The sequence below is a fragment of the Sphingobium tyrosinilyticum genome, from assembly GCF_042654265.1.
GTDB lineage: Bacteria > Pseudomonadota > Alphaproteobacteria > Sphingomonadales > Sphingomonadaceae > Sphingobium > Sphingobium tyrosinilyticum.
This window is the reverse complement of record NZ_JBHSFZ010000048.1, coordinates 1-19,708: the sequence shown is the minus strand read 5'-3', so window position 1 is coordinate 19,708 and position 19,708 is coordinate 1. Positions and strand designations below refer to the sequence as shown.

General features: G+C 61.3%; 20 protein-coding genes and 2 pseudogenes. 9 read left to right on the top strand and 13 right to left on the bottom strand.

What is annotated here, in order from left to right; translation table 11 throughout:
• Positions 1–234 precede the first annotated feature (234 nt).
• From ACFO3E_RS15625 to ACFO3E_RS15605, 5 genes and pseudogenes are all read right to left on the bottom strand, one after another.
• Positions 235–1,416, bottom strand: a complete 1,182-nt coding sequence (locus tag ACFO3E_RS15625; RefSeq protein ID WP_380805968.1) for an ATP-binding protein — start codon at positions 1,414–1,416, stop codon at positions 235–237.
• A gap of 151 nt (positions 1,417–1,567) precedes the next feature.
• On the bottom strand, positions 1,568–1,741 hold the full coding sequence (locus tag ACFO3E_RS15620) for a DUF6771 family protein (RefSeq protein WP_380805966.1): 174 nt from the start codon (positions 1,739–1,741) through the stop codon (positions 1,568–1,570).
• Between the two features lie 500 nt (positions 1,742–2,241).
• Positions 2,242–2,553, bottom strand: a complete 312-nt coding sequence (locus ACFO3E_RS15615) for a relaxase/mobilization nuclease domain-containing protein (protein WP_380805963.1) — start codon at positions 2,551–2,553, stop codon at positions 2,242–2,244.
• A 411-nt stretch (positions 2,554–2,964) separates the two neighbouring features.
• Positions 2,965–3,228 (bottom strand): annotated as a pseudogene (locus tag ACFO3E_RS15610) (type IV secretion system DNA-binding domain-containing protein); the annotation flags it as partial.
• Between the two features lie 86 nt (positions 3,229–3,314).
• Positions 3,315–3,662 (bottom strand): CopG family transcriptional regulator, encoded by a 348-nt coding sequence (locus ACFO3E_RS15605; RefSeq protein WP_380805960.1) that lies wholly within the window; start codon positions 3,660–3,662, stop codon positions 3,315–3,317.
• Between the two features lie 504 nt (positions 3,663–4,166).
• Here ACFO3E_RS15605 and ACFO3E_RS15600 point away from each other — a divergent pair.
• Entirely contained in the window at positions 4,167–4,562 is a 396-nt protein-coding gene (locus ACFO3E_RS15600; protein ID WP_380805958.1) for a polyketide cyclase, read from the top strand.
• Here the strand turns inward: ACFO3E_RS15600 and ACFO3E_RS15595 are convergent.
• The 3 genes and pseudogenes from ACFO3E_RS15595 to ACFO3E_RS20875 form a co-directional block, all read right to left on the bottom strand.
• Positions 4,559–5,471, bottom strand: a pseudogene (locus ACFO3E_RS15595) (HEPN domain-containing protein). The gene ACFO3E_RS15600 and the pseudogene ACFO3E_RS15595 sit on opposite strands and share 4 nt — an antisense overlap.
• Before the next feature lie 83 nt (positions 5,472–5,554).
• Positions 5,555–5,773: a sigma factor-like helix-turn-helix DNA-binding protein gene (locus tag ACFO3E_RS15590; protein ID WP_380805955.1), complete on the bottom strand. Its 219-nt coding sequence runs from the start codon at positions 5,771–5,773 to the stop codon at positions 5,555–5,557.
• Positions 5,770–6,615: an ArdC family protein gene (locus ACFO3E_RS20875; protein ID WP_465269442.1), complete on the bottom strand. Its 846-nt coding sequence runs from the start codon at positions 6,613–6,615 to the stop codon at positions 5,770–5,772. The genes ACFO3E_RS15590 and ACFO3E_RS20875 overlap by 4 nt, the downstream gene beginning before the upstream one ends.
• Positions 6,616–7,250: 635 nt before the next feature.
• Between ACFO3E_RS20875 and ACFO3E_RS15570 the strand changes: the two genes are divergently transcribed.
• Together ACFO3E_RS15570 and ACFO3E_RS15565 are read left to right on the top strand one after the other, a co-directional pair.
• The gene (locus ACFO3E_RS15570) at positions 7,251–8,165 is read left to right on the top strand and encodes a dimethylarginine dimethylaminohydrolase family protein (RefSeq protein WP_380805952.1); all 915 of its coding nucleotides are present in this window, start codon (positions 7,251–7,253) and stop codon (positions 8,163–8,165) included.
• A 232-nt stretch (positions 8,166–8,397) separates the two neighbouring features.
• A complete protein-coding gene (locus ACFO3E_RS15565; RefSeq protein WP_380805949.1) occupies positions 8,398–9,129 on the top strand; it encodes a dienelactone hydrolase family protein in 732 nt (243 codons plus the stop codon).
• 478 nt (positions 9,130–9,607) lie between these two features.
• On the opposite strand, the gene ACFO3E_RS15560 is transcribed toward ACFO3E_RS15565, so the two are convergent.
• The 4 genes from ACFO3E_RS15560 to ACFO3E_RS15545 all read right to left on the bottom strand — a co-directional run bounded on the left by ACFO3E_RS15560 (position 9,608) and on the right by ACFO3E_RS15545 (position 10,608).
• Positions 9,608–9,757, bottom strand: coding sequence for a DUF6771 family protein (locus ACFO3E_RS15560; RefSeq protein WP_380805947.1), 150 nt, complete (start codon positions 9,755–9,757; stop codon positions 9,608–9,610).
• Between the two features lie 61 nt (positions 9,758–9,818).
• Positions 9,819–9,977, bottom strand: coding sequence for a P-loop NTPase family protein (locus tag ACFO3E_RS15555; protein WP_380805945.1), 159 nt, complete (start codon positions 9,975–9,977; stop codon positions 9,819–9,821).
• Positions 9,974–10,129: a hypothetical protein gene (locus tag ACFO3E_RS15550; RefSeq protein ID WP_380805942.1), complete on the bottom strand. Its 156-nt coding sequence runs from the start codon at positions 10,127–10,129 to the stop codon at positions 9,974–9,976. Before ACFO3E_RS15550 ends, ACFO3E_RS15555 begins: the two co-directional genes overlap by 4 nt.
• Before the next feature lie 149 nt (positions 10,130–10,278).
• Positions 10,279–10,608 carry a single-stranded DNA-binding protein gene (locus ACFO3E_RS15545; RefSeq protein WP_380805940.1) on the bottom strand — a complete coding sequence of 110 codons (330 nt, stop codon included), beginning with the start codon at positions 10,606–10,608 and terminating at the stop codon, positions 10,279–10,281.
• Positions 10,609–11,214: 606 nt separating this feature from the next.
• Between ACFO3E_RS15545 and ACFO3E_RS15540 the strand changes: the two genes are divergently transcribed.
• The 4 genes from ACFO3E_RS15540 to ACFO3E_RS15525 all read left to right on the top strand — a co-directional run bounded on the left by ACFO3E_RS15540 (position 11,215) and on the right by ACFO3E_RS15525 (position 15,657).
• Positions 11,215–11,589 carry a hypothetical protein gene (locus ACFO3E_RS15540; protein WP_380805937.1) on the top strand — a complete coding sequence of 125 codons (375 nt, stop codon included), beginning with the start codon at positions 11,215–11,217 and terminating at the stop codon, positions 11,587–11,589.
• A gap of 534 nt (positions 11,590–12,123) precedes the next feature.
• Complete coding sequence (locus ACFO3E_RS15535; protein WP_380805936.1) at positions 12,124–13,200, top strand: replication initiation protein; 1,077 nt, start codon at positions 12,124–12,126, stop codon at positions 13,198–13,200.
• Between the two features lie 164 nt (positions 13,201–13,364).
• On the top strand, positions 13,365–14,567 hold the full coding sequence (locus ACFO3E_RS15530; RefSeq protein ID WP_380805933.1) for an AAA family ATPase: 1,203 nt from the start codon (positions 13,365–13,367) through the stop codon (positions 14,565–14,567).
• A gap of 79 nt (positions 14,568–14,646) precedes the next feature.
• On the top strand, positions 14,647–15,657 hold the full coding sequence (locus tag ACFO3E_RS15525) for a ParB/RepB/Spo0J family partition protein (protein WP_380805931.1): 1,011 nt from the start codon (positions 14,647–14,649) through the stop codon (positions 15,655–15,657).
• Positions 15,658–15,926: 269 nt separating this feature from the next.
• On the opposite strand, the gene ACFO3E_RS15520 is transcribed toward ACFO3E_RS15525, so the two are convergent.
• Positions 15,927–16,955 (bottom strand): hypothetical protein, encoded by a 1,029-nt coding sequence (locus ACFO3E_RS15520; RefSeq protein ID WP_380805928.1) that lies wholly within the window; start codon positions 16,953–16,955, stop codon positions 15,927–15,929.
• 281 nt (positions 16,956–17,236) lie between these two features.
• Between ACFO3E_RS15520 and ACFO3E_RS15515 the strand changes: the two genes are divergently transcribed.
• Together ACFO3E_RS15515 and ACFO3E_RS15510 are read left to right on the top strand one after the other, a co-directional pair.
• Positions 17,237–18,403, top strand: coding sequence for a site-specific integrase (locus ACFO3E_RS15515; protein WP_380806028.1), 1,167 nt, complete (start codon positions 17,237–17,239; stop codon positions 18,401–18,403).
• 98 nt (positions 18,404–18,501) lie between these two features.
• Positions 18,502–18,735 carry an antitoxin gene (locus ACFO3E_RS15510; protein ID WP_380805926.1) on the top strand — a complete coding sequence of 78 codons (234 nt, stop codon included), beginning with the start codon at positions 18,502–18,504 and terminating at the stop codon, positions 18,733–18,735.
• The last annotated feature ends 973 nt before the right edge of the window (positions 18,736–19,708 follow it).

The following is a 19,708-nucleotide window of genomic DNA, read 5'->3' as shown; positions in this document are numbered from 1 at the left end:
CTTCCCGAGGTCGCCGGGGAGCCGGTTTGGCCTGATGAACGACCGGCAGGTATCGACGGGCTGTTTTGACCCAACGAAGGGCGGCTATGTCGGCGTGAACGGACGTCGGCCCGCACCAGCCCTACGGCCGAATTCGACGCTGTGGCGCTCCGGACCCCACAGTCGCGAATGTCCCAGTGCCATTCGCAAACCGGGCCCTGGGTCACTCGGTGGCACGCTTTCGCGCAATCGTTTTCACAGGGGAGTTTCCGGCATGACGCGTCGCATGTAAGTGTCGAAGAGCGGCACGGTAAATGCCGTGTCGCCATGTGCGGGGCTGTATAACATTCCTTTGGCGATCAAGCTGTTCCGGGTCGGTGCGACGCTGGATACCTTCACTCCCATGGCATCTGCCACATCACCCGAGCGATGCGGGCCTGGGCCAAGGCTCGCCATTGCACGAAGGTAGCGCTTTTCTCCAGGCGTTAGCCTGTCGAAGCGCACGCGGAAGAAACTGGCGTCCAGTTCAGCAAGGGCACCCTTGGTGGCAACCGCGATGTCCTGGGCGGTGATGGGCGATGCGTCCGCGACATCCCAGCCATGTTTCCCCCATTCCTGGAGGAAGTAGGGATAGCCTTTGGTTTGCGCGATGATCTCATCGAGAGCGTCATCGTCGATCGACTCCTCTTCGCGCTCGATCGGCAGGCGGATAGCCTCGCGAGCCGCCTCATCGTCGAGTGGCCCAACGGCGACAAATTCGAACAGGCGCTCAGCATCGGATTTTGCCCGACCCATTTGTCCGAGCAGCTGCGGCAGGCCGGCTGCCAGCATCGTTACGGGAAGTTGTTTTTGATTGGCACGATGCAGCGCGCTGATCAAGGCGGCCAGTTGCTCCTCCGGCACATATTGTAGCTCATCGATCACCAGAATGACGGCGCTCTTTCGTTCCTTGGCCGCTTCGCCCACGGCCACGATCAGGTCTGCCAGATCCGCCTCAAGGTCGCCGCTATCGGCGAGGCCCGGCTCGGGTTCGAAATCCAACGCCACCTCCAGGTCATCATATTTGACCTTGAGCTTGGCAAAGCCAGCAAGCGCCTGAAGCGCCCGCTTCACCCCCGCTGACGCCTGTTTCAGTCGGTCGAGGCGCAACAGGGCGGCCCGAAGCGCAGGCACGAGAATACCGGGGAGCGATCGATTTTCTGGCGCCTCGATGGCGACAATCGTCATGCCTTCCGATTCGGCTGCGTCCCGCATAGTCGAGAGCAGCACGGTCTTCCCGACGCCCCGCAAACCATACAAAATGCTTGGTCGCGCCGATCGGCCCATGCGGATGCGATCCAGTGCAACCGCGTTGCGCTCCAGCAGCGCACCGCGCCCAGCAAGCTCAGGAGGGGGAGTTCCAGCGCCAGGCGCAAAGGGATTCCTTCGAGCATCCATAGCGATGTTATGTCATGTTAGGGAATTTCTGTAAACTTCCCTAACATCGCTTGATCTTGGAACGCCGGAAACCGCTTCGCTATGTGCCGAACGAGAGTGGTGGGAATACTGGGCTGCGCCTCCACATGGCGCCAAAGCGAACCTCCCTGCTCTATTCCGCCGAGTTCTCAGCCGTCCCGTTACCCAGAGCATCAGCGATCATGGCTGCCAGCGTTTCTTCAGCGCGCCGGCGCACGCTGTCATCTTTCGATTCCAGATCATGGCGCAGCCATTGCGGGGCGCGCTCGATAACGCGCAGAATCATCGCGGTCATATTCTCATCCATCGCTGGCGGCATATGCCGCCTGATGACCGCGGGCGCAATGCGGCAATCCTAAGCTGGGTTCCGCTATCGCCTTCGATCGGGCGGCGAGTGACCGGGGCGTCTCCTCTCCGATGAATTGTCACGCTCCTGTTCCTGAGCGCGCTTTACCCGCTCCATCGCATCCTTCAGCACCCGGTCCGGCACAGTTTCGATGCTCGTTCGACCTTTCAGGAACGTGCGAAGCTCCTTGGCAAGCCCTTGCTCCCGAGGATCCCCCCGACGGTTCGAACCTTTCCGCAGCCTTCTCATATTTCTCCCTCGTCGTGACCCAGCGCTCTTTCGCGCGCTGACCGGCGACATCGCTTTTCCGCTGGCAATAGCCAACGCCTCGCGCGCCTGTCGCATGTCAGTCTCGGTCGGCTAGCGCGAAACGCCTGAACGGATCTTTGCCCGCATCTGAGCAAGTGCCATGCTCGTCCCCGCCTCCCCTGCCCTCTCGTGCAGCGCGATGTCGCTTCGCATTAGACACCGCGGCTGCGCAGGGCCTCGGCAAAAGCCTCGCGAAATTTGAAAAGATCTTCCCAGCGCGGATCGAACCGCTGGCCATCCAAGCCTTCCGCTTCAACTGTTAGATGCACATGCGGCCAGGGTGTGCCGGTGTGCAGCGCCATCAGATAATCATGATTGTCGCCGGTCATGCGGTTAGAGTAGATCGCACGTCCCTCCCCAACCGAAGCCTGGAAACCGTTCTCGAAGAGCTGTTTGCACGATCTCAGCGAGGCAAAATCGCGCAGCGCTGTTGAGGCATTACACTGCCGGTCGAGTTCGAGCACCAGAACAGGATGGCCGGCATCGGCAAGGTGCCATGCAAGATGGCAGGCAATGGGTGGTCTTGCCCGCCCCGCCCTTCTCGATGTTGACGGCGATCAGGATTCGGGCATTGTTGACAGCAGCATTCGCATCACAGCTTGTTCGTAGTTCAAGCTGCCGTCCTTCACAAAAGTCCCAGCGGCAGCCGTTCCCAGTACTCACTCACAGCGTGAGGGTCAGGCGGGATCGGCAGGCCCGAACGGACCACTGGGCCGGCTCTGCTGCCGGATGGCGTTGGCATCAGCTCCGCTGCGCCATCCCATCAGGCGAATGTCCGTGGGCACAGGCTGCCCATTGGTTGTGGTCGGGCGTTGGGCATTGTCAGGAGATGCTGGATCGCCCGGAACGATAGTTTCCGACATGATCGGCCCAAGCCTGATAGCCGGTTCTATCCTGTCGACATAGGCAGGCTGATCCGCCTTTGCGGGGTGATAGCGATCGGTGAACCGGATTACCGGAAGGTCACGCCCAAACCGCAGATAGCCCGTGAGATTGGGAAGGTTCACGATCTCGGTCGGCAGCACGAGCGGCCGAGTGACCTGCGTTCGCGAAAGGCTGACACCATCCCGCATGTCGTTGACCCCATAGGACATGCCTTCATTGGCTTCGACCTGCTCGACCTGCCCGAGATTGCTGGAGATGACCTGCATCGTCATCCGCAGATTGTGGACGATGGTCTGACCGCCGCGCGTCATCGACCCCAATGTGTCGTTGCGGAAGATACTCATTGGCCATCCTCCCCCTGCCGGGAACCAACCCGCCCGATGTCGGCCAGCGGGTCTTCGGAAGGATCGAGCAGCCCCCTGTCCCGCAGCATCAGGCGGGCGTTGGCCGTGCCCCGCGCGAGCAGTTGCGGCGAGTGGTCGACCGCCATCTCTGCGAGCAAGGCATAGGTCTGGACGGCCACGCCCATCAGTTCATCCAGGCCGGTGAAGATGTAACCGCCGCGACCAACGGCGACATCCTCGATGAGGGGACGGACGAGAGCGGAGATGGAGAGATTGGCGGTAGCGGCACGGCGCTTGAGGCGGCGGTGCAGCTCTTCCTCGAGTTGTATGGTGATCACGGGCATGTCAGTTCCTTTGTTCAGGAGGGGCCGCCACGGAAGGATCGCGATAGCAGCGCGCCGATCCGCATGAACAGAGGGTGCGCACTCAAGTGCGCATTGGGCACTTTCCTTCCCATTTCCGCACTTGAATGCGCCCCCTCTCAGGCAGCTGGGAACAGTCCACATTTTGTGCCGGCAAATAGTCTTATTTGAGATATTTTTGCGTTCTCGAACAATGACCTACGTGGATTAGCCATGCGCCGGTCAAATAAGGTTATTCGGATTTTCGCGATCGCCCGAATAGGCTTATTCGCCCATATCTATTTGAACTAAGACGATAAATTGGCACAGCACCCGTGCGTAGGGTGCATTACATTCGGCCTTGGCCGTGCGTCGGACACTTCGCAGCGGCTTGCCGCTGCGTCCGCTTTCAAGTTCTGGGGGGCAACACTTCGGTCCAGTCGGTGACAGCGCGGCCCAACGGCGCTAACCGCTGTCGGCATTCGAACCAGAAAGAGGACCGGCGCCATGCTGCCTGCGCGCACTTACAGCGTCTCCATCAACCGCGACTGGCGGGTGCTTTACGAAGCGATCTGGCGGCCGGAGGTCTTCCCCAAATGGGCATCCGGCCTCTCGGAATCGGACCTGCGACAGGAGGGCGACCAATGGTTCGCCGATGGCCCGGAGGGATCAATCACGATCCGGTTCACGCCCCATAACGATTATGGGGTGATGGATCATTTCGTCGATACCGGGGATGGTCAGGAAATCCATGTCCCCCTCCGCGTCATCCAGAATGGCGACGGGGCAGAGGTGATGCTGACGCTGTTCCGTCAGCCCGGCATGGATGATGAGATGTTCGCCCGCGATGCGAAGTGGATCACCCGCGACCTGCGAGCGCTCAAGAATTTCATCACCGGCTAGAGGGCTGCCTCAAGGGCGGCGATCTTCTCGCTACAGACGATATGGACGACGCGGCCCAGCTCCTCGACCTGGGTTCCAAGCCAGCTCAGCTCTTCCTCACTGATCGTATAATGCTTGGAATAGCGCGCCTTCACATAGGCGTCCTTCAGCTTCTCGAACATCGACCGCTCGGCCCGCGTGTCGCGCGGCCAGACGTTGAACAGGCGGAAATCGAGGCGCTCGGCCTGGGTGCGAAGGAAAGCAAGATTGTGATTGCGTGGGGTATAAAAAGTGCAGACCAGAAGGACCGTATGGTAGAGCCGTTCAGCGGCTTGATGAAGATCGAACGCCGCTTTCTTCAACCAACCCTGTTCAATGGAATGTAGGGCCGATCCGTGAAAGTGTTTCGCGGTCGGAAACCACTCCTCAAAATATTCCTTCGCCATGGCCAGCGCTTGCGCACGTTTTTGGCTTTGGCTGGTGCAGTTCGCTCTCGTCGGCTTGGTAGAGCGCGATCCCCTCACCGGCGACGTCCATGAAGAAATAACGCCCATGCGCCAGCCCGTCATTCACCTCCTGCAAGGTGTGGACGATGAAGTTCACCGGGGTCTTGAGGGTCTGGGTGATGGCCAGTTCGCGCATCAGCCGCTCGTCGGTCTTCTCCCAATATTGAACCCGGTCGGTAAGCTCCTTCTGGTTGACGATGATGAGCAGATCATAGTCGGACTTGTAGCCCTTGGCGGTGTGCGGCTCGTCCACCCATCCGCCCCGCGCATAGCTGCCATAGAGGATGATCTTGTGGATGCGACCGGCCTTGCGCTTGCCGGTGGCGAGATTGTTGGCGTCCCCGAATTCCTCGAAGATGATCTGCACAACGCGCTCCAGTTCGCGCTGCTTGGCGGGGGGCAGATGGTCAAGGTCGGTGCGCATCGCACCTCTCCTAGCCAAAGAGCGCCCGTCCACCAAATGAAGATGAACGGGCGCGGCCGGGACTCTGTCGCCAAAATGGCGATTCATTGCGGAGGCCCGTCCATCTCCCGCACCAGATGCTTGAGCGCGGTGGCAAAATGCCGCTCCACCGCGCCTACATCCTCCCCGATGCGGAAGGCGATCTGCTCATAGTTCAGGCAGTCGAGGCTATGCAGCAAAAAGACGATACGGGGGATAGCAGGAAGCCCGGCCAGCGCCGCGCGGTAGCGCTGACGCTCGGCGGCATGGGGATCGTGGGTCATGCCGCTTCCTCCTGCTGCTCTTCCCCTTGCCCGAAGACGAGGAGATAGTCGGCGGCCTTGCTGGCCTGACTGGCGGCGCGAAAGATCGCCTTGCTGTCCTCCCGCAGAACGGCAAGCCATGCGCCCAGATAGTCGGCATGACGGACAGTCGGCACGATGCCCAAATCCGCGCAGAGGAAGGCGCTGGCCAATTCGGCTATCAGTTCCTCCCGCGCATAGGCTGGACTGCCAAAGCCGGTATCGGGGAGCCGATCCAGCCGCGAACGATGCCCGGTCCAATGCCCCTTATGCCGATATCGGCATAAGGGGCATAATGCCGCGACCCGGGTTATGCCGCGCGGCCTCTGGTTGAGGGTAGTTTTCTGGCCTTCGGCCGCGCGGCGGTTCGGCATAATCAGAGCCCTTCCAGGAACGCGAGGAGTTGGTCGTCGGGTCGGAACCGGCCTGACGGTGTGGGCGGAGCAACGACGCGGGCGAGCGCCTTTTCCTTCATCCGCATGTCGGCGTGGATGTAGATCTGGGTGGTCTCGACGTTCTCGTGACCAAGCCAGAGTGCCCCGCTCCCCCTTGCGGACATTGCCGCCCATGGCCTGCGCTTGGGCATAGGTCAGCCAGCGCTGCGACCCGTAACCTTCTTCGAACAAGCGGCTCCACAGGATCAGCACATTGATCCCCGAGTAACGCCTTCCCGTCCCGGCATTGCGGGGCAGACCCAATGCCGCCCTGCCATCATCCCATGGCCGCACCCAAGGCAAGGTGCCCTCCTCGATCTGGGCGATGATCCGATCCGTCACCTCACTATAGAGGGTAGCGCCGGTCCGTCCCTTATCCTGATACCCCATTTCCTTTCTCCTTCCCGCATCGCACCGGCCGCCGGAACGGCGGGGGTGGGCGGCAGGAGCGGTCCGGCAGTCCCACCGACATGAGGCGGGCAGCACCCCCGGGGTCCCCATTGCGCTTGGGCAATGGGGTGGCTTGCAGGGCCGCAACGCAGTGGAGGAGTTGGGGCGAAGCCCCGACTTGCGGCTCGCCGCGGTGGGACTAGAGGGCAGCGACGCCCACCCCCGCCGCGCCGGAGGCCGATCAGACTCAACAGACGTCATCGCGCCTCGCGCGCTGTCCGCAGCCAGAATCTTCGCGCTGCCTGCCGCAGCGCTCCGCATCCCATCAGCCAGACACCCGGATCATGGAGACCGTCGGCCATGATGCGCCAATGCTGCCCCAGCCAACTTCGCCTTCCGAATTGACGCCAGATGTCAAAAACCATCCCCGAAAGGGGTAACGACCGGCACGTTCCGGAAAAATGGCAGACGACGGTGCAACGAATAAAGCGCGGCCCCGCAAAGAGGCGCCTCAGCTCTCTACAGCCTGGGTAATGTTGCGCGGCAGACATCCTGCCGCCTCAAAACCCTCCTAACCTGGGATAGCAGCTGGAACGGCCGATACGGGCCATGGTTTTCATGCTCTGGAGATGAGCATGAAAGTCGATTTCGCTGCGTTCGATGGTGGCCTGGTGGGCCGCTCGCCTACAACCATGATGACAAGCCACGCTGTCAGCGAGACCGATCCGCTGACCGACGTGATCCTGTGCCCGCCCCATCATCTGGCGCCTGTGCCCTGCTGCGCGGTTACACGCGGGGCTCTTGCCGATGGCTTTATGACCGATACCGATGAGGCGGCGCGCCAGCATGAAGCTCTGGCAAGGGCGCTAGAACGGCATGGCGTGCGCTGCCATATGCTCGCGCCGTCTCCCGATCTGCCCGACATGTGCTTCACCCGCGATGTCGGCGTCTCGACACCTTGGGGCATGGTCGCCCTCAACCCTGCAATGCCGCATCGTTGGGGCGAGGCGAGTGCGCTTTCGCGGGCCTGCGCCAGCTGGAGCGTGCCGGTGCGCCGCATCACCCAGGGCACGATTGAAGGCGGCGACATCTGCGTGGCGCGGGAGGGTCTGCTTATTCTAGGTCTGTCTGGCGAGCGCACCTCCGCTGCCGGCGTGGCCGAGTTCGCCGCACCGTTTGGGGCGGCGGGTTGGGACGTGCTTCTATGCCCCTTTGACGCCGACCATCTGCACCTCGACACGATTTTCTGCATGGTAGACAAGAATGAAGCGATCGGCTGCCTGGAGCTTCTGGACCCGGCCTTCGTCAAAGCGCTCGGCAAACACGGCATCAGGATCATAGCCATGCCCTCAAAGCTGTCCTCGTCGCTCGGCTGCAACATTCTTTCGCTGGGTAGCCGCCATATCCTTGCTAGCGCCTCCGATGCCATCGTCGCGACTACGCTGCGCGAAGCCGACTATAGCGTTGAGCAAGTGGACATCTCTCAGTTCGCAGCCTGCGGTGGAGGCATTCACTGTCTGACCCAGCCACTACGCCGCGTCCCGAGCTGACGCTGCGCCATTCATGTAAGCCGGAGGAACAATGAGCGAGTTCATCGAGGAACGGTTCGCGACCCGTGCCCAGGCCGAGAGCGCGCGAGAATGCCGCGTTGCATGCGCCCGTGCTGGTTTCGATCGACGTTAATGATAAGGAGAGAGCAGAGCTGATCGAACGCGTGCTTGACAAGGCGGGCGCAGACTGAGGGGTAAACTCCCGGACATCGGGTAAGTCAGGAGGAACAGCATGAGCGATAGGGATCGTGGTGACCCCTTCCGTTATTGCGACGGGAGCCAATCGCTGGAGGGTGAGCTCTTCCTCCCGCGGTCCGAGGCGAACGGCCGCGCGGTGCTGGTGATCCATGAAGCGGACGGCATCGGCGGCAATGTGCGGCGCCATTGCCGCAACCTCGCGAATATGGGCTATGTCGCACTGGCGGCCGACATGCATGGGAACGGCCAGCCGCTTGAGGGAGACGCGATGCGCCGCGCGCTCGATAATTTTCGCAGCCAGCCTGATCTCGTGCGCGGACGGGTAAAGGCCGGCTTCGACGCGCTTCTCTCCGCCGCAGGTGTACATGCAGCCCATAGCGCGGCCCTCGGCTTCTGCTTCGGCGGTTTTGCTGCTCTGGAACTGGCGCGCTCTGGCGCGCCCCTCGCAGCTGTCGCCAGCTTTCATGGTCTGCTAACCACCGCCCGGCCGGCACAGGCCGGCGGGATCAAGGCCCGCGTCGCGGTTTTCACCGGCGCCAAAGATCCGCTCGTGCCTCCTGCAGATGTCACGGCTTTCCAGGAGGAAATGATCGAAGCACAGGCGCACTGGCAACTCACCTCCTATGGCAATGCCTGGCACAGCTTCACCAACAAGGATGTTGAAGCTATGGGCGACCCGCGCATGGCCTATGACGCCGACGCCCATACTCTGTCGTGGCGCGCTCTGATCGATTTTCTCGACCTCAGCCTTACCAAAAGCCTGTAGGCGGGACTGGCCGCACCAGCGGCTTGACCTGTCTGATGATGCGCGCGCCATCGGCCGCCGGCCCGCAGATGGTAAGGCAGCCATGACCGGCGTGGATTGCACCGCAGTCCAGCGCCGGCAGCGTCCGCCCCATATCGGCATCGCAATCCTCAACGAAAGCACCGACCCGCTGGCCTTTACCCCTACACTTTGGAAACCATAACCTAACGATAGTTAATCCTGTTCGGCTCGCCGCTCAGTTCCGCTATAGGAGTCGGGCGACCCGAAGGCTCCGGCTAAATGCTGAGAGACTTCTACTGGCCCGACTGTCCCCGGATAGTCGGGCCGTTTTTCATCGTGCCGGGCCGAGAGAGCCGAGATGCGACCCAAAGGCTAGCTTCCCGGCCCAGCTGCTCGATTATACACCTGGATCGCCATTGGAGATATGCGCGCTCCTGTAGCCCTGTCGATGCTCCTAGTACGCGCGCAAACAGGCGTTTCAGTCAGCTTCTGCGGCAGAGCCGTCGTCAAGCGCATCAGCGATTATGGCTGCCAAGGTTTCTTCAGCGCGCCGGCGCGCGCTGCTATCTTTCGATTCCAGATCATGGCGCAACCATTGCGGGGCACGCTCGATAACGCGCAGAATCATCGCCCTCCCCTGCCCTCAGCGAGCGCGTCGAAGTCCCCAGCCCCGCAACCCGGATCGGGTTTCACCGCCACTTCTGATTGACAATTTGGATCGAATTGAAAAGCTGTTTGGTGGAGTCTGGCCCGAACGGTCCCAGTTCCACCGGCACTATCAGATGGTCGCAAACCATCAGCGCGGCGAAGTGCCCCGCCCTTCCGATGTTCACGGCGATCGTTTTCATCGCCGGTCTTCCCCCCAGGAGCGGCGGGCAGACCACCAGGTCTCCTCATCCTGATCATAGGTGCGCCGCCCTGCCCCATCGTCACGCCTCTCGAAAAATCCGAGTATGAAGATGACGAGGAATATGAGGCCCGCTTCTGCGATGCCGCTCATATCCTACCTCCACCATATCCCAATTGGCCCTGCGCGCGGTCGCTTGGCCCAAGCAGATGGCGGGCAGCGGTCCGTGGAACCGGTGCCCGCCTGATTTAAAGGCAATTGCCATGGTCGGATGGGGCCGCTCCCACGCGGCCCCACGCTTTCTAGCTGCTGGCCAGTTCGGCGTCGCTCGCCTTGGCCAGGATGGCGAAGCCATCGGCGATGAGTTCGACGGTGTAGCGCTTGCCTTCGGGAGCGTCATAGGAATTTTGACGGACCCGACCAGCGATGTGAACCATGTCACCCTTTTCAGCCTTGGCGGCGCGTTCGATCAGCCGACCGAAGAGCGTTACCTCATTCCAGTGGGTGTCGGTGATCCACTCGCTATTATCTTGCCGGTTGTAGTTCGCGGCGACAGAGAGTCTAGTGACCTTGTCGAGCTCCGCAATCTTTCCGATGCGGCCGATGATGCGAAATTCAGCGATGTTCTGCATTGGTTTAACCTCCACTCGATCAGGCTAATTCCTGATGGGGGTGACCAGGCAGCGGGGTTGACGGGATCAAGAGAAAAAACGGAGGGTCCACACCGTGGAAGCCGTAACCCCCTGGGGTGGTTATTCTCTTGATCTCATAGGCGACACTGCGGCCCATTCCCATGAAACAGGAATTTTCTGGTCGAGCAACAGAGGCTCAACCGGCTTAACCCGTTGCGAGGCAACTCATCTTCTGGGCATTCAAGCCCGGGCATTGTCACAGTCCTGATTGACCTGGCGCCCACGCGCCAACCGGCGATGTGCTATCCCGCGCGGCAATGACGCACTGGGGTTTATTTGAAGGTCGCTGGCATGGACAACTGCCCAGCTTGGCCCTTGGGGTGGACCGTGACCCACGTCATATCTAGGCCAATCAAGCTCGGTTGTCTCAACATGCTATATCAAGGACAGAAAGGACAGATCACGCGAGCGGCAGCTTCTTCTTCAGGGCAACGGGGACGTAATCCATCTAGCGACGCCTAAAGCAATTGGCTCTCGAGAAGCTGACAAAAGCCATCGAACAGGCTGTTGGATCGGCGAGTCCGGATACGCTTGCCGACATCATTGGTGCGTCCGATCTTTAGCCAGGCGCTTGTCATTGCGGCGCGCGATATACCCCCTGCCCCACCCGAGCGACTCGCCGCTGTTCAGGCCGCCCAAGCCGCCACGACACGGTTCCGCGCCGATTTGGCAGCGCAGGCCGGCGGCATGTATGATCGCGCCCAGGTCGCCGAATTCCTATCAGTCACACCGGCTGCTGTCGATAAGCAGCGCCAGCGTCGGCAGATATTGGGCGTGCCTTATGGCACGGAAATGCGGTACCCCGCAGCGCAGTTCAAGGATGACGAGATCATTAAAGGTTTGAAGAAGGTTCTCGAAGCCTTGCGTGACATGAACTACCGGATTTTTTTCCACGGCCGTCTTGCCGACCGAATCATATAAAAACGCCGCTGCGCAGCAGTGGAGGATTCCTGATTCAAGTGATTCAGATTCAATCTGCAAAACTACCGCTATTTCAGTTGTTTATGCCAGTCTTCCTGACCGGATGGGGGATCATTCCTGACTTCTTGGGGGCTTTAACCTGACCCGAAGGGGGCTGTTTCCTGACCACATGGGGTTGACCTGACTTGTTGGGGGAGAAGGTAAATCGGCTTAGAGCACCACGAAAGTCGATCCATGTTCATCTCACCCATGGCCAATTGACGTTTTAAGGGAGCTTCGGCTCGCACATTGTGCGACTCGCGAGCTTTATTGGTTCTCAGTCACCAACAGTCATTCTTCGATCCTGACCTCTTGGGGGTGGTGGCATGCCTACCCGTCCATCCTGACCTGACTTGACGTGCGGGGTCAGGTCAGGCAGCAACAAGCCTCCCGCAGATTCGCCGAGAGCATTATTGCATGGACACGAGCGCTAACCAACCAAGCGATGTCCCAGCAACCGATAGTGGAATGTCAGATCAGGCGCCTGGACGAGCCATGCGAGTTGCCGCAGCACTGAAGGCAAAGGGCGGTGACGAGTTTGCAAAGCCTGGCAGCATCATCGAAGTAAAATTCGTGAAGGGTGAATCCCTCAGCTTAACTGCTTCACGATTGCTAGCATTGATGATCCTGACTGCCGGAGGGGATGCTTGGGAAGACAAGCCCCACCGGATGCGTAAGGCGGACATTCGTCGGGGTCACAAGGGCAACGAACGTATCACGGACATGCTGCAAGAGTTGCATCGGACGCTGTTTGCAGTTGATGACCGATCATGGCGAGGCAAGAAAGCGACCCTGCTGTTCTCGCTTATCTCTAGGTCTCGCGAAGAAACGGAGGAAGATGGCGGCGAAGCAGGCTGGATTGAATGGGAGTTTACGCCTGATGCGCGCAAACTGATCCAGGCGTCGGAAACATACGCAGTTCTCAATCGGCAAGCGGTCCTTGGATTTCGGTCCAACTATGCTTTGAAGCTCTACGAACTGGGAGCATTACGTCTCCATCGGCGCCAGGCCACCTGGAAAGGCGATATGCCCGCGCTGCGGGCAGCGCTAGGGATTCCCCCGGACGTGTATACGGACTTCGCGCAGCTGCGACGCAAAGTGCTGGAAAAGGCGAAGGCAGAAATCGATCAGCTTGCTCACTTCCGCGTGGAATGGCGCGAGATTCGGCAGGGGAGGGCGGTCATAGAAGTGGAATTCCGTTTCGAGCCGAAGGGTGCGCCGGAAGTCATTGAAACGGTCGACGAGCTTGACCGGCATTCTAGAGGCCGCAAGCCTCGACGGGATGGAACCGTTGAGACAGTGATCGAAGGACAGGGTGTCATACCTGGGCCGGCAAAAGGTTCGCCGACGAAAAAGCCGGAAAAGGCTTTTCCACAAGGTAGCCTGCGGTTCGGTCATGATGACCTGCTGACAATCGCGCGCCAGCACGGTGGCGGCTGGGATGTCGATATCATTGCGAGCGGATTTCGCGACCACCTAGGAGCGCGGCTTGAGAAACTTCAGGGAGCCAAATTAATGGCCGCTTGGAAGGGATTTTGCGAAGGCTGGGTTAACCGCAGGGGCCGCCCTTAGCTCGAAATTGCACGCGTGCAATTGTTTGCTCCCCCACCGAGTCAGGATGTACGTTTTTAAAGCCCCAAACTTGGGCGAGCCGCCCCAGCTTTCGCAATAGAAGAGTTTATTGACCGAAAAGCGCAAGTACGTGTAGTCTAGGCCCAGTTTCGAAAGGTGGGCAAATGTCTAACGGACTTGAGATAGAAGAGGCCGAGCAGTTGGTCTCGGTGACCGCACTGGCCAACCGAACATCTGCGGTGCTCGAAAAGCTCCGTGATTCGGCAAAGAGCGCCCGGGCCGACGATCGGCGTGAGCCTACCTTCACGATCAGTAAGGCTGCTGAACTTGTGGGCCGAACGGCCGCTGCCATTCGCGACGCCGAGAAAGATGGCCGGCTTCCTGAGCCAGCAAGGAATGACAATAACCGCCGCGAGCGCTACACCCTAGCTCAGCTCAATGACATGCGCGGTGTGTTCGGGACCAGGCCGTATAGGCGGCCGGAAGATCCTTGCTGTGTGATTGCAGTTCAGAATTTCAAGGGTGGCGTTGGCAAGTCAACTGTCGCGGTTCACCTCGCTCAGAACCTCGCGATAAAAGGGTATCGCGTGGCCTTGATCGATTGCGATAGTCAGGCGTCTGCAACCACACTTTTCGGCTATGTGCCTGATCTCGACCTCGATGAAAGCGAAACGCTTTATCCCTTTTTAAGAGAGGGAGAGCGTACGTCGCTAGACTATGCGCTTCGCAAGACCCACTTCGATGGGCTCGAATTGATTCCGGCAAATCTCCGTCTCTTTAATTCGGAATATGAGTTGGCTGCGCGGATGGCGCGCGGCAGTGACGCGCTGTTGGATCGTCTAAAGGAAGGCATCGACAGCATCTCCGATCGTTTTGACGTTATCGTGATGGATCCGCCGCCGGCACTTGGGGCCATTTCCTTATCGGTTCTCCGGGCCGCCAATGCGCTAGTTGTCCCCGTGCCTCCCACGGTAATGGACTTCTCTTCGACTGCTGCCTTCCTTTCCATGCTGGACGAAACGATTGAGCAACTCGCTGAACGCGGTCTCGCGCCAGAGCTGCGCTTCCTGCGTTTCGTGGCCTCGAAAGTTGACGAGAACAAGTCGATGCAGAAGGAGCTGCTGAACCTGATGAGGACTCTTTTTGGGCATGCAATGGTCCGCACGCCCCTCAAGGATTCAGCTGAAATAGATAACGCGACAGCTCGACTTATGACGGTTTACGAACTTGATGGGCCCGCGACGAGCTCGGCGGTTCGTAATCGCTGCCTAGGATATCTGGATGGCGTAAACGCTGAAATCGAGGTGGACATTCGCTCAATGTGGCCGAGCCACCAGCCAGCCCTTCGGAAGGCTGCATTAGCGTGAAATGGGTAAACTACATGCTTGCGCTTTCGCGCGATGCGCATGAATTGCACGCGTGCAATTTGGGTGAGGGGAGGTCCATATGAGTAGGAAGAATAGCGGCTTTGCGGCGGATCTCGCTGCAGGCATCGATCTCTCCACCGATTCAGCACAACCGCGACGATCGGCCATTGCCTCCAACGTTCTGACGGGGCGGTCAAACCGTTTGGCCGACCTCGCATCTGGTGCAATTGTTAACAGAACCCATGAACTGGTCGATCCGGCACGTTGTCGAATGTGGGCAGGCCATAACCGAGACTACGGTCTTCTGAACGAAGAACGCTGCGCGGACCTCATTGAGAGCATTAAGGCTCAGGGCCGCCAAGAAATGCCGGCGATTGTAAGGCGAGTCAGCGGAGATCCCGACTTTGACTTTGAAGTGATCTGCGGCGCACGCAGGCACTGGTCGATAAGCTGGCTTCGTTCCCACAACTACCCGGATTTCAAATTTCTTGTCGACGTGCGCGAGATTGGAGATGAAGAGGCTTTCCGCCTAGCAGACATCGAAAACCGTGCGAGAGACGATCTGTCCGATCTCGAGAGGGCAAGGGACTATTTACGAGCCCTGGACGCTTACTACGAGGGCCGACAAAAGACGATGGCCGAACGCTTGAAAGTCTCGGAGAGCTGGCTCACCCGCTACCTCGATCTCGCCCGTTTGCCTTCAGAACTGACACAAGCGTTCGTCAATCCGCAAGATCTCGGCATTCGCAACGCAATCGCACTTAAAGGACTACTGAAGCCCGAAGACCGCCGTACACGCGCAATCTGCGAGGCGATGCGCTTGGCGGAGATTCAGAAGGCAGAGGGTCAGGCGATGCCCGTCCTTGAGGTTATCAAGGCTTTGTCGCTCGCGGCCGACCCCCCCAAGAAGTCAGGTTCGCCGAAGAAGTCGAGTGCTGCAACGATTTCCAATAGCGAAGGAAAGCCAGTCCTGAGGATCGAAGGCGTAAATCGGAAGGGGATTCAGCTCACACTTCTCAATAAGCAGGGTGCGACGCGTGAAGATGTCGATCAGGCGATCCGCGCCGTACTTGATCAGCATTGGGGGTGATAAAGATTTCTGCACCTCATTGGCTGCTCAAGCGGACTCTCGAGAGTCCACGGGAAGGGTCAAGGTGTATGAAAGACGAAGCCGGCTCTATTTCCCATTACAGATGGGCTGGGCAGCGCCCGTTCCGCGCCGTCCCAGCCGAACATGATAGTCGCGACGTCTGGCGCCGGGAACAAACCGTGAAATACCCCAAAAATCCCCTCAGAAGCCCGTACAGCGCTTTTAGCGGCTCCAGATACCTGTGCCTTGCCCAATGGGGCATTTGCCGCTCAGAGAGGCTCTGAGCGGGGCTCCATTTCTCCCTCGCGCGCCCAAAAATCCGGCGCAAACGGATCCAGCCGGCCACGGCGGGAAGGAGGGGAGGGGGCGGTGACGGGGATCGCGTAGGAGCGATAGCTTGCCTGGCCCGTGCGTTCGAGCAGCAGCCCTTCATCGACCGCAATCGTCAGCAGCTTGATCGCGCCGGCCGAGGTCAGCCCCAGCGCGTGCGCGACCTGCGCACTGGTCACGAACGGACGCGCCATCGCCAACCAGATCACCTCCTTCAAGCGCCCCAAGCGGCGGCGGCGGTCGAACACCGGGCCCGCGCGCTGGGCATAGCTGCGCAGGCGGGTCTCGCTTTCGCAATGCGCGGCGGCGCCCGCGGCAATCGCCTCAAGCCAGAGCCGGTCGAGCGCGGCGCCCTGCGCGATTGTCCAGGCCGCCCCGCCATGCTGCAGCCCGAGCGCGGTCAGCCCGCCCTGCGAGCCCCGCCAGCGGCCCGCGCCCCAGCGATCGCCGATCAGCAGGCTGGCGACACGGTCGCCCTTGCCCAGCGGCGCGTGCTGACGCCACAGCGCCGCCAGACGCGCGGCGTGGAGCAGGGGCGGGGCAGGGGGGAGGGCGCGGCACGCTTGCTGCCAGCGCGCGACCGCGGCGAGACGCGCGTCCGGATCGCGCTCGAGCGGCGCGGCCCAGGCGTCGTACGCCCGGGGCTGATCGGCCCCGAGCCAGGCGAGCAGCGCGGCGGGATCCTGCGCCAAGGTGGCGAGCGTGATGGGCGCGCCGATTGCCTGTTTCCAATGGGTGAGGTCATAGGCGCTGGGTACCAGCCGGCCGCGCGCATCGATCGTCACATTGTCTACGGACCAGTCGACCGCATCGGCGGCGGCGAGCGCCTGGCGCTCAGCCAGCGCAGTCCGCGTGCGCCAGGGGCCGCGGACCGGGCTGAGCTTGCCGCGTTCCTCGATCCGAACGAGCGCGGCCTGGGCGGTGGCATAAGCGGTGAGCAGGTCGGGCGCGGCAGGGGAGGGGGCCATAGGGTCTGCTTTATGCCGCTGATCCGGACGCAAAGGAAGCTTTAATTGCTGGCGTGCGAGGACCAAAATTAAACATAAATGGCCGTATAGAAAGTCAGCTATGAGCACTGCTCCCAAGCACCCGTGATAAGTGCAGTTATCACAGAAGCGGATTTGACGCGAAAAGGGGAAATAGGCTACAAGGGGCCGGCGGAGGAGCCCGGCGCGTCGTGGATCACAAAACGGATCAGCAAGGACAGAAAAGGGCAGGGGAGTGGGCCGACACGAGCCTTCCCACCGTGATGGCCTTGACCGATCTCGCCTGGGCCGTGACGCAGATGCGCGCCGGCGATCGCATCCGTCTCGACGACACTTTGTTTGCCGCCTTTGAAGCGGCCAGCTCGCCGCACAGCCTGCGCGCGCTCCGCTCCGATCTCGAGGCGTTTGACCTCTGGTGCCGGCGCACCGGCCGGATCGCGCTGCCGGCGACGCCGCAAGTGGTGGCCGACTATCTTGACGCGCGCGCCGGGCAGGGGGCGAAACCCGCCTCGCTCGCCCGCTACAAGGCCTCGATCGCCAAGATCCACCAGCTGCTCGACCTCAAGGATCCGACCCAGGCCGAACTGGTCAAGCTCACGCTGCGCGCGATCAAACGGGCGCAGGGCAGCGCGCAAGCCCAGGCGCGGCCGCTGCGCTTCAAGGGGCCGGTCCGCGACGTCGCCGCCGACGCGCCGCGCGGGCTCAACATCCGGGCCTTGCTCGACAGCTGCGGCGACACCCTGCCCGAGTTGCGCGATCGGGCGCTGCTCTCCACCGCCTATGATAGCGGGCTGCGCGCCTCCGAGCTGGTGGCGATCCAGGTCGAGCATATCGAGGAGGCGACCGACCCCGAGGCGCGGCTGCTCGGCATCCCGCGGACCAAAAGCGACCCGGAAGGGGAGGGGGCAACCGCGTTCCTGAGCCCGCGCAGCGTGCGTGCGGTCACCGCCTGGTTGGAGGCGGCGGGGATTGCGGCGGGGCCGCTGTTCCGCCGCGTGCAGGTGCGCCGGATCCGCGCGCGCCCCGCTGTCCCAGGGGAGCCGGTCGGGCGGATGGACGCGGACGGCAGATGGGCCTGGCGCCGGAGCGACGGCATTCCGGCACAGCCGGCGCGGGTGGACTATGATGTGGGGACGGCGGCGCTGCATCCCGGCTCGATCGGGCCGCTCTACCGCGCAATCATCCGCCGCGCGTTTGCGCGCGGCGCGCTGCCGGATCTGACGGCGGAGGACCTCGCGCACCTGCTCCAGGGGATCAGCGCCCATTCGACGCGGGTCGGGCTCAACCAGGATCTGTTCGTCAGCGGCGAGGAGCTGGCCGGGATCATGGACGCACTGCGCTGGAAAAGCCCGCGCATGCCGCTCGCCTACAACCGCAACCTCTCCGCCGAGCAGGGGGCGGTCGGTCGGCTGATGCGGAAGCTCGAATGAGAATGGAATTGGCCTGCGGCCTATCTACACGCATGAAAGAGCGACCCGGCCTCGTCCCACCCGCGGCTTATGCTAGAAGCATAGGCCAAGGCGGTACCATGAACCCCCAGCGCCGCGTCAAATTGTTCAAGAATGGCCGCAGCCAAGCAATCCGCGTCCTGCGTGCGTTCGAGCTGCCGGGCGAGGATGCGATCATCCGCAAGGAGGGTGATCGGCTCATTATCGGGCCTGGCCCGGTGCTGTCGCTGGCTGCTTATCTCGCTACCCTCGAGCTGATTAAGGACGATTTGGGCGCCAGCGGCGATATGCTGCCAGACCCCGTCGACTTCTGATCCTGTATCTCTCGACACCACATCCTGTCGGCTCTCGTCCGGCATTCAGGCGGCGTGATCGGCGCGCGCATCACCGTCTTGCCGGACGATGGGGTCGCCACGAGTATCATGGTCACCGGTGGTGCGGAGCGCCGGGTCTGAGCGCCTCACCAGGCAGCTGGAGGGCATTCTCGAGCGACTTCCCGTCTTGCCCCTCGGCGCAGAGATGCGGATCGCCCCTATGGCGCGCTCCGCGCCTCCTCGAGCGCCAGGGCACGCTGATCGGGGAACGACATGTTCATCGCCGCCCACGCGCTCGCATTCGGTGCTACATTCATGACTGACAATTTCCGTGAGTTCGCGAACGCGTCTGTCAGATCACCACGCGCCACTGCCGCTCCCCGCAAAGAGAAGCCTTGAATCAGGAATCAGTCAGATTGGGAATCCAGAGGGTTCAATCCAGAGGGTTCTGTGAGGTCGCGAGACCTAGACCTGGCCTCCTGGCGCGGTGCGCGATCTCATTGAAGCCGGATCGAGCGCACTCGCTGACTGGGCAGACGCTATGGGATTAGTGGCTCCCGACCCGGTCCTTGGCGAGGACTAGGCGGTCGTGAGATGGGGTCTGTGCGGCGGACCGGGGACAGAGGCATGCTCGTGCCAGCATGAAAGCGGATGCGGGCAGGTGTTGCGCGCGGGCCAAGGGTGAGCGGCAAGCAGCTTGATTTTGGTCCAGGCGGCGGATGAGTGCGGGGCTCCTTGCACCAGTCGGCTGCGTCGCCGTGGTGCCGTCATAATCAGGGGCGAGGAAATAGTGCTGGTCATAGCCCGGCCGGCGGTCCGCGCGCTCGCCAGGCCGTGTCGCGCGGCATTGTCGCGACGATCCGCAACGTCCCGCTGTTAGGCGACATGCAAAACTGACCCCCTCGCGTCACTGAAAACTGGCCCCCTCCGGAAGGAGGACGGGACAGATGAATATGGATGATGAGACGATCTC

Excerpts from the sequence above, each read along its gene's own strand:
- ACFO3E_RS15535 (WP_380805936.1), top strand. The coding sequence starts at position 12,124 with ATGCGAGTTGCCGCAGCACTGAAGGCAAAGGGCGGTGACGAGTTTGCA.
- ACFO3E_RS15525 (WP_380805931.1), top strand. The coding sequence starts at position 14,647 with ATGAGTAGGAAGAATAGCGGCTTTGCGGCGGATCTCGCTGCAGGCATC.
- ACFO3E_RS15570 (WP_380805952.1), top strand. The coding sequence starts at position 7,251 with ATGAAAGTCGATTTCGCTGCGTTCGATGGTGGCCTGGTGGGCCGCTCG.
- ACFO3E_RS15625 (WP_380805968.1), bottom strand. The coding sequence starts at position 1,416 with ATGGATGCTCGAAGGAATCCCTTTGCGCCTGGCGCTGGAACTCCCCCT.
- ACFO3E_RS15545 (WP_380805940.1), bottom strand. The coding sequence starts at position 10,608 with ATGCAGAACATCGCTGAATTTCGCATCATCGGCCGCATCGGAAAGATT.
- ACFO3E_RS15520 (WP_380805928.1), bottom strand. The coding sequence starts at position 16,955 with ATGGCCCCCTCCCCTGCCGCGCCCGACCTGCTCACCGCTTATGCCACC.
- ACFO3E_RS15515 (WP_380806028.1), top strand. The coding sequence starts at position 17,237 with ATGGCCTTGACCGATCTCGCCTGGGCCGTGACGCAGATGCGCGCCGGC.
- ACFO3E_RS20875 (WP_465269442.1), bottom strand. The coding sequence starts at position 6,615 with ATGGGGTATCAGGATAAGGGACGGACCGGCGCTACCCTCTATAGTGAG.
- ACFO3E_RS15560 (WP_380805947.1), bottom strand. The coding sequence starts at position 9,757 with ATGATTCTGCGCGTTATCGAGCGTGCCCCGCAATGGTTGCGCCATGAT.
- ACFO3E_RS15605 (WP_380805960.1), bottom strand. The coding sequence starts at position 3,662 with ATGCCCGTGATCACCATACAACTCGAGGAAGAGCTGCACCGCCGCCTC.
- ACFO3E_RS15565 (WP_380805949.1), top strand. The coding sequence starts at position 8,398 with ATGAGCGATAGGGATCGTGGTGACCCCTTCCGTTATTGCGACGGGAGC.
- ACFO3E_RS15590 (WP_380805955.1), bottom strand. The coding sequence starts at position 5,773 with ATGACCCACGATCCCCATGCCGCCGAGCGTCAGCGCTACCGCGCGGCG.
- ACFO3E_RS15530 (WP_380805933.1), top strand. The coding sequence starts at position 13,365 with ATGTCTAACGGACTTGAGATAGAAGAGGCCGAGCAGTTGGTCTCGGTG.
- ACFO3E_RS15600 (WP_380805958.1), top strand. The coding sequence starts at position 4,167 with ATGCTGCCTGCGCGCACTTACAGCGTCTCCATCAACCGCGACTGGCGG.
- ACFO3E_RS15510 (WP_380805926.1), top strand. The coding sequence starts at position 18,502 with ATGAACCCCCAGCGCCGCGTCAAATTGTTCAAGAATGGCCGCAGCCAA.
- ACFO3E_RS15620 (WP_380805966.1), bottom strand. The coding sequence starts at position 1,741 with ATGGATGAGAATATGACCGCGATGATTCTGCGCGTTATCGAGCGCGCC.
- ACFO3E_RS15555 (WP_380805945.1), bottom strand. The coding sequence starts at position 9,977 with ATGAAAACGATCGCCGTGAACATCGGAAGGGCGGGGCACTTCGCCGCG.
- ACFO3E_RS15550 (WP_380805942.1), bottom strand. The coding sequence starts at position 10,129 with ATGAGCGGCATCGCAGAAGCGGGCCTCATATTCCTCGTCATCTTCATA.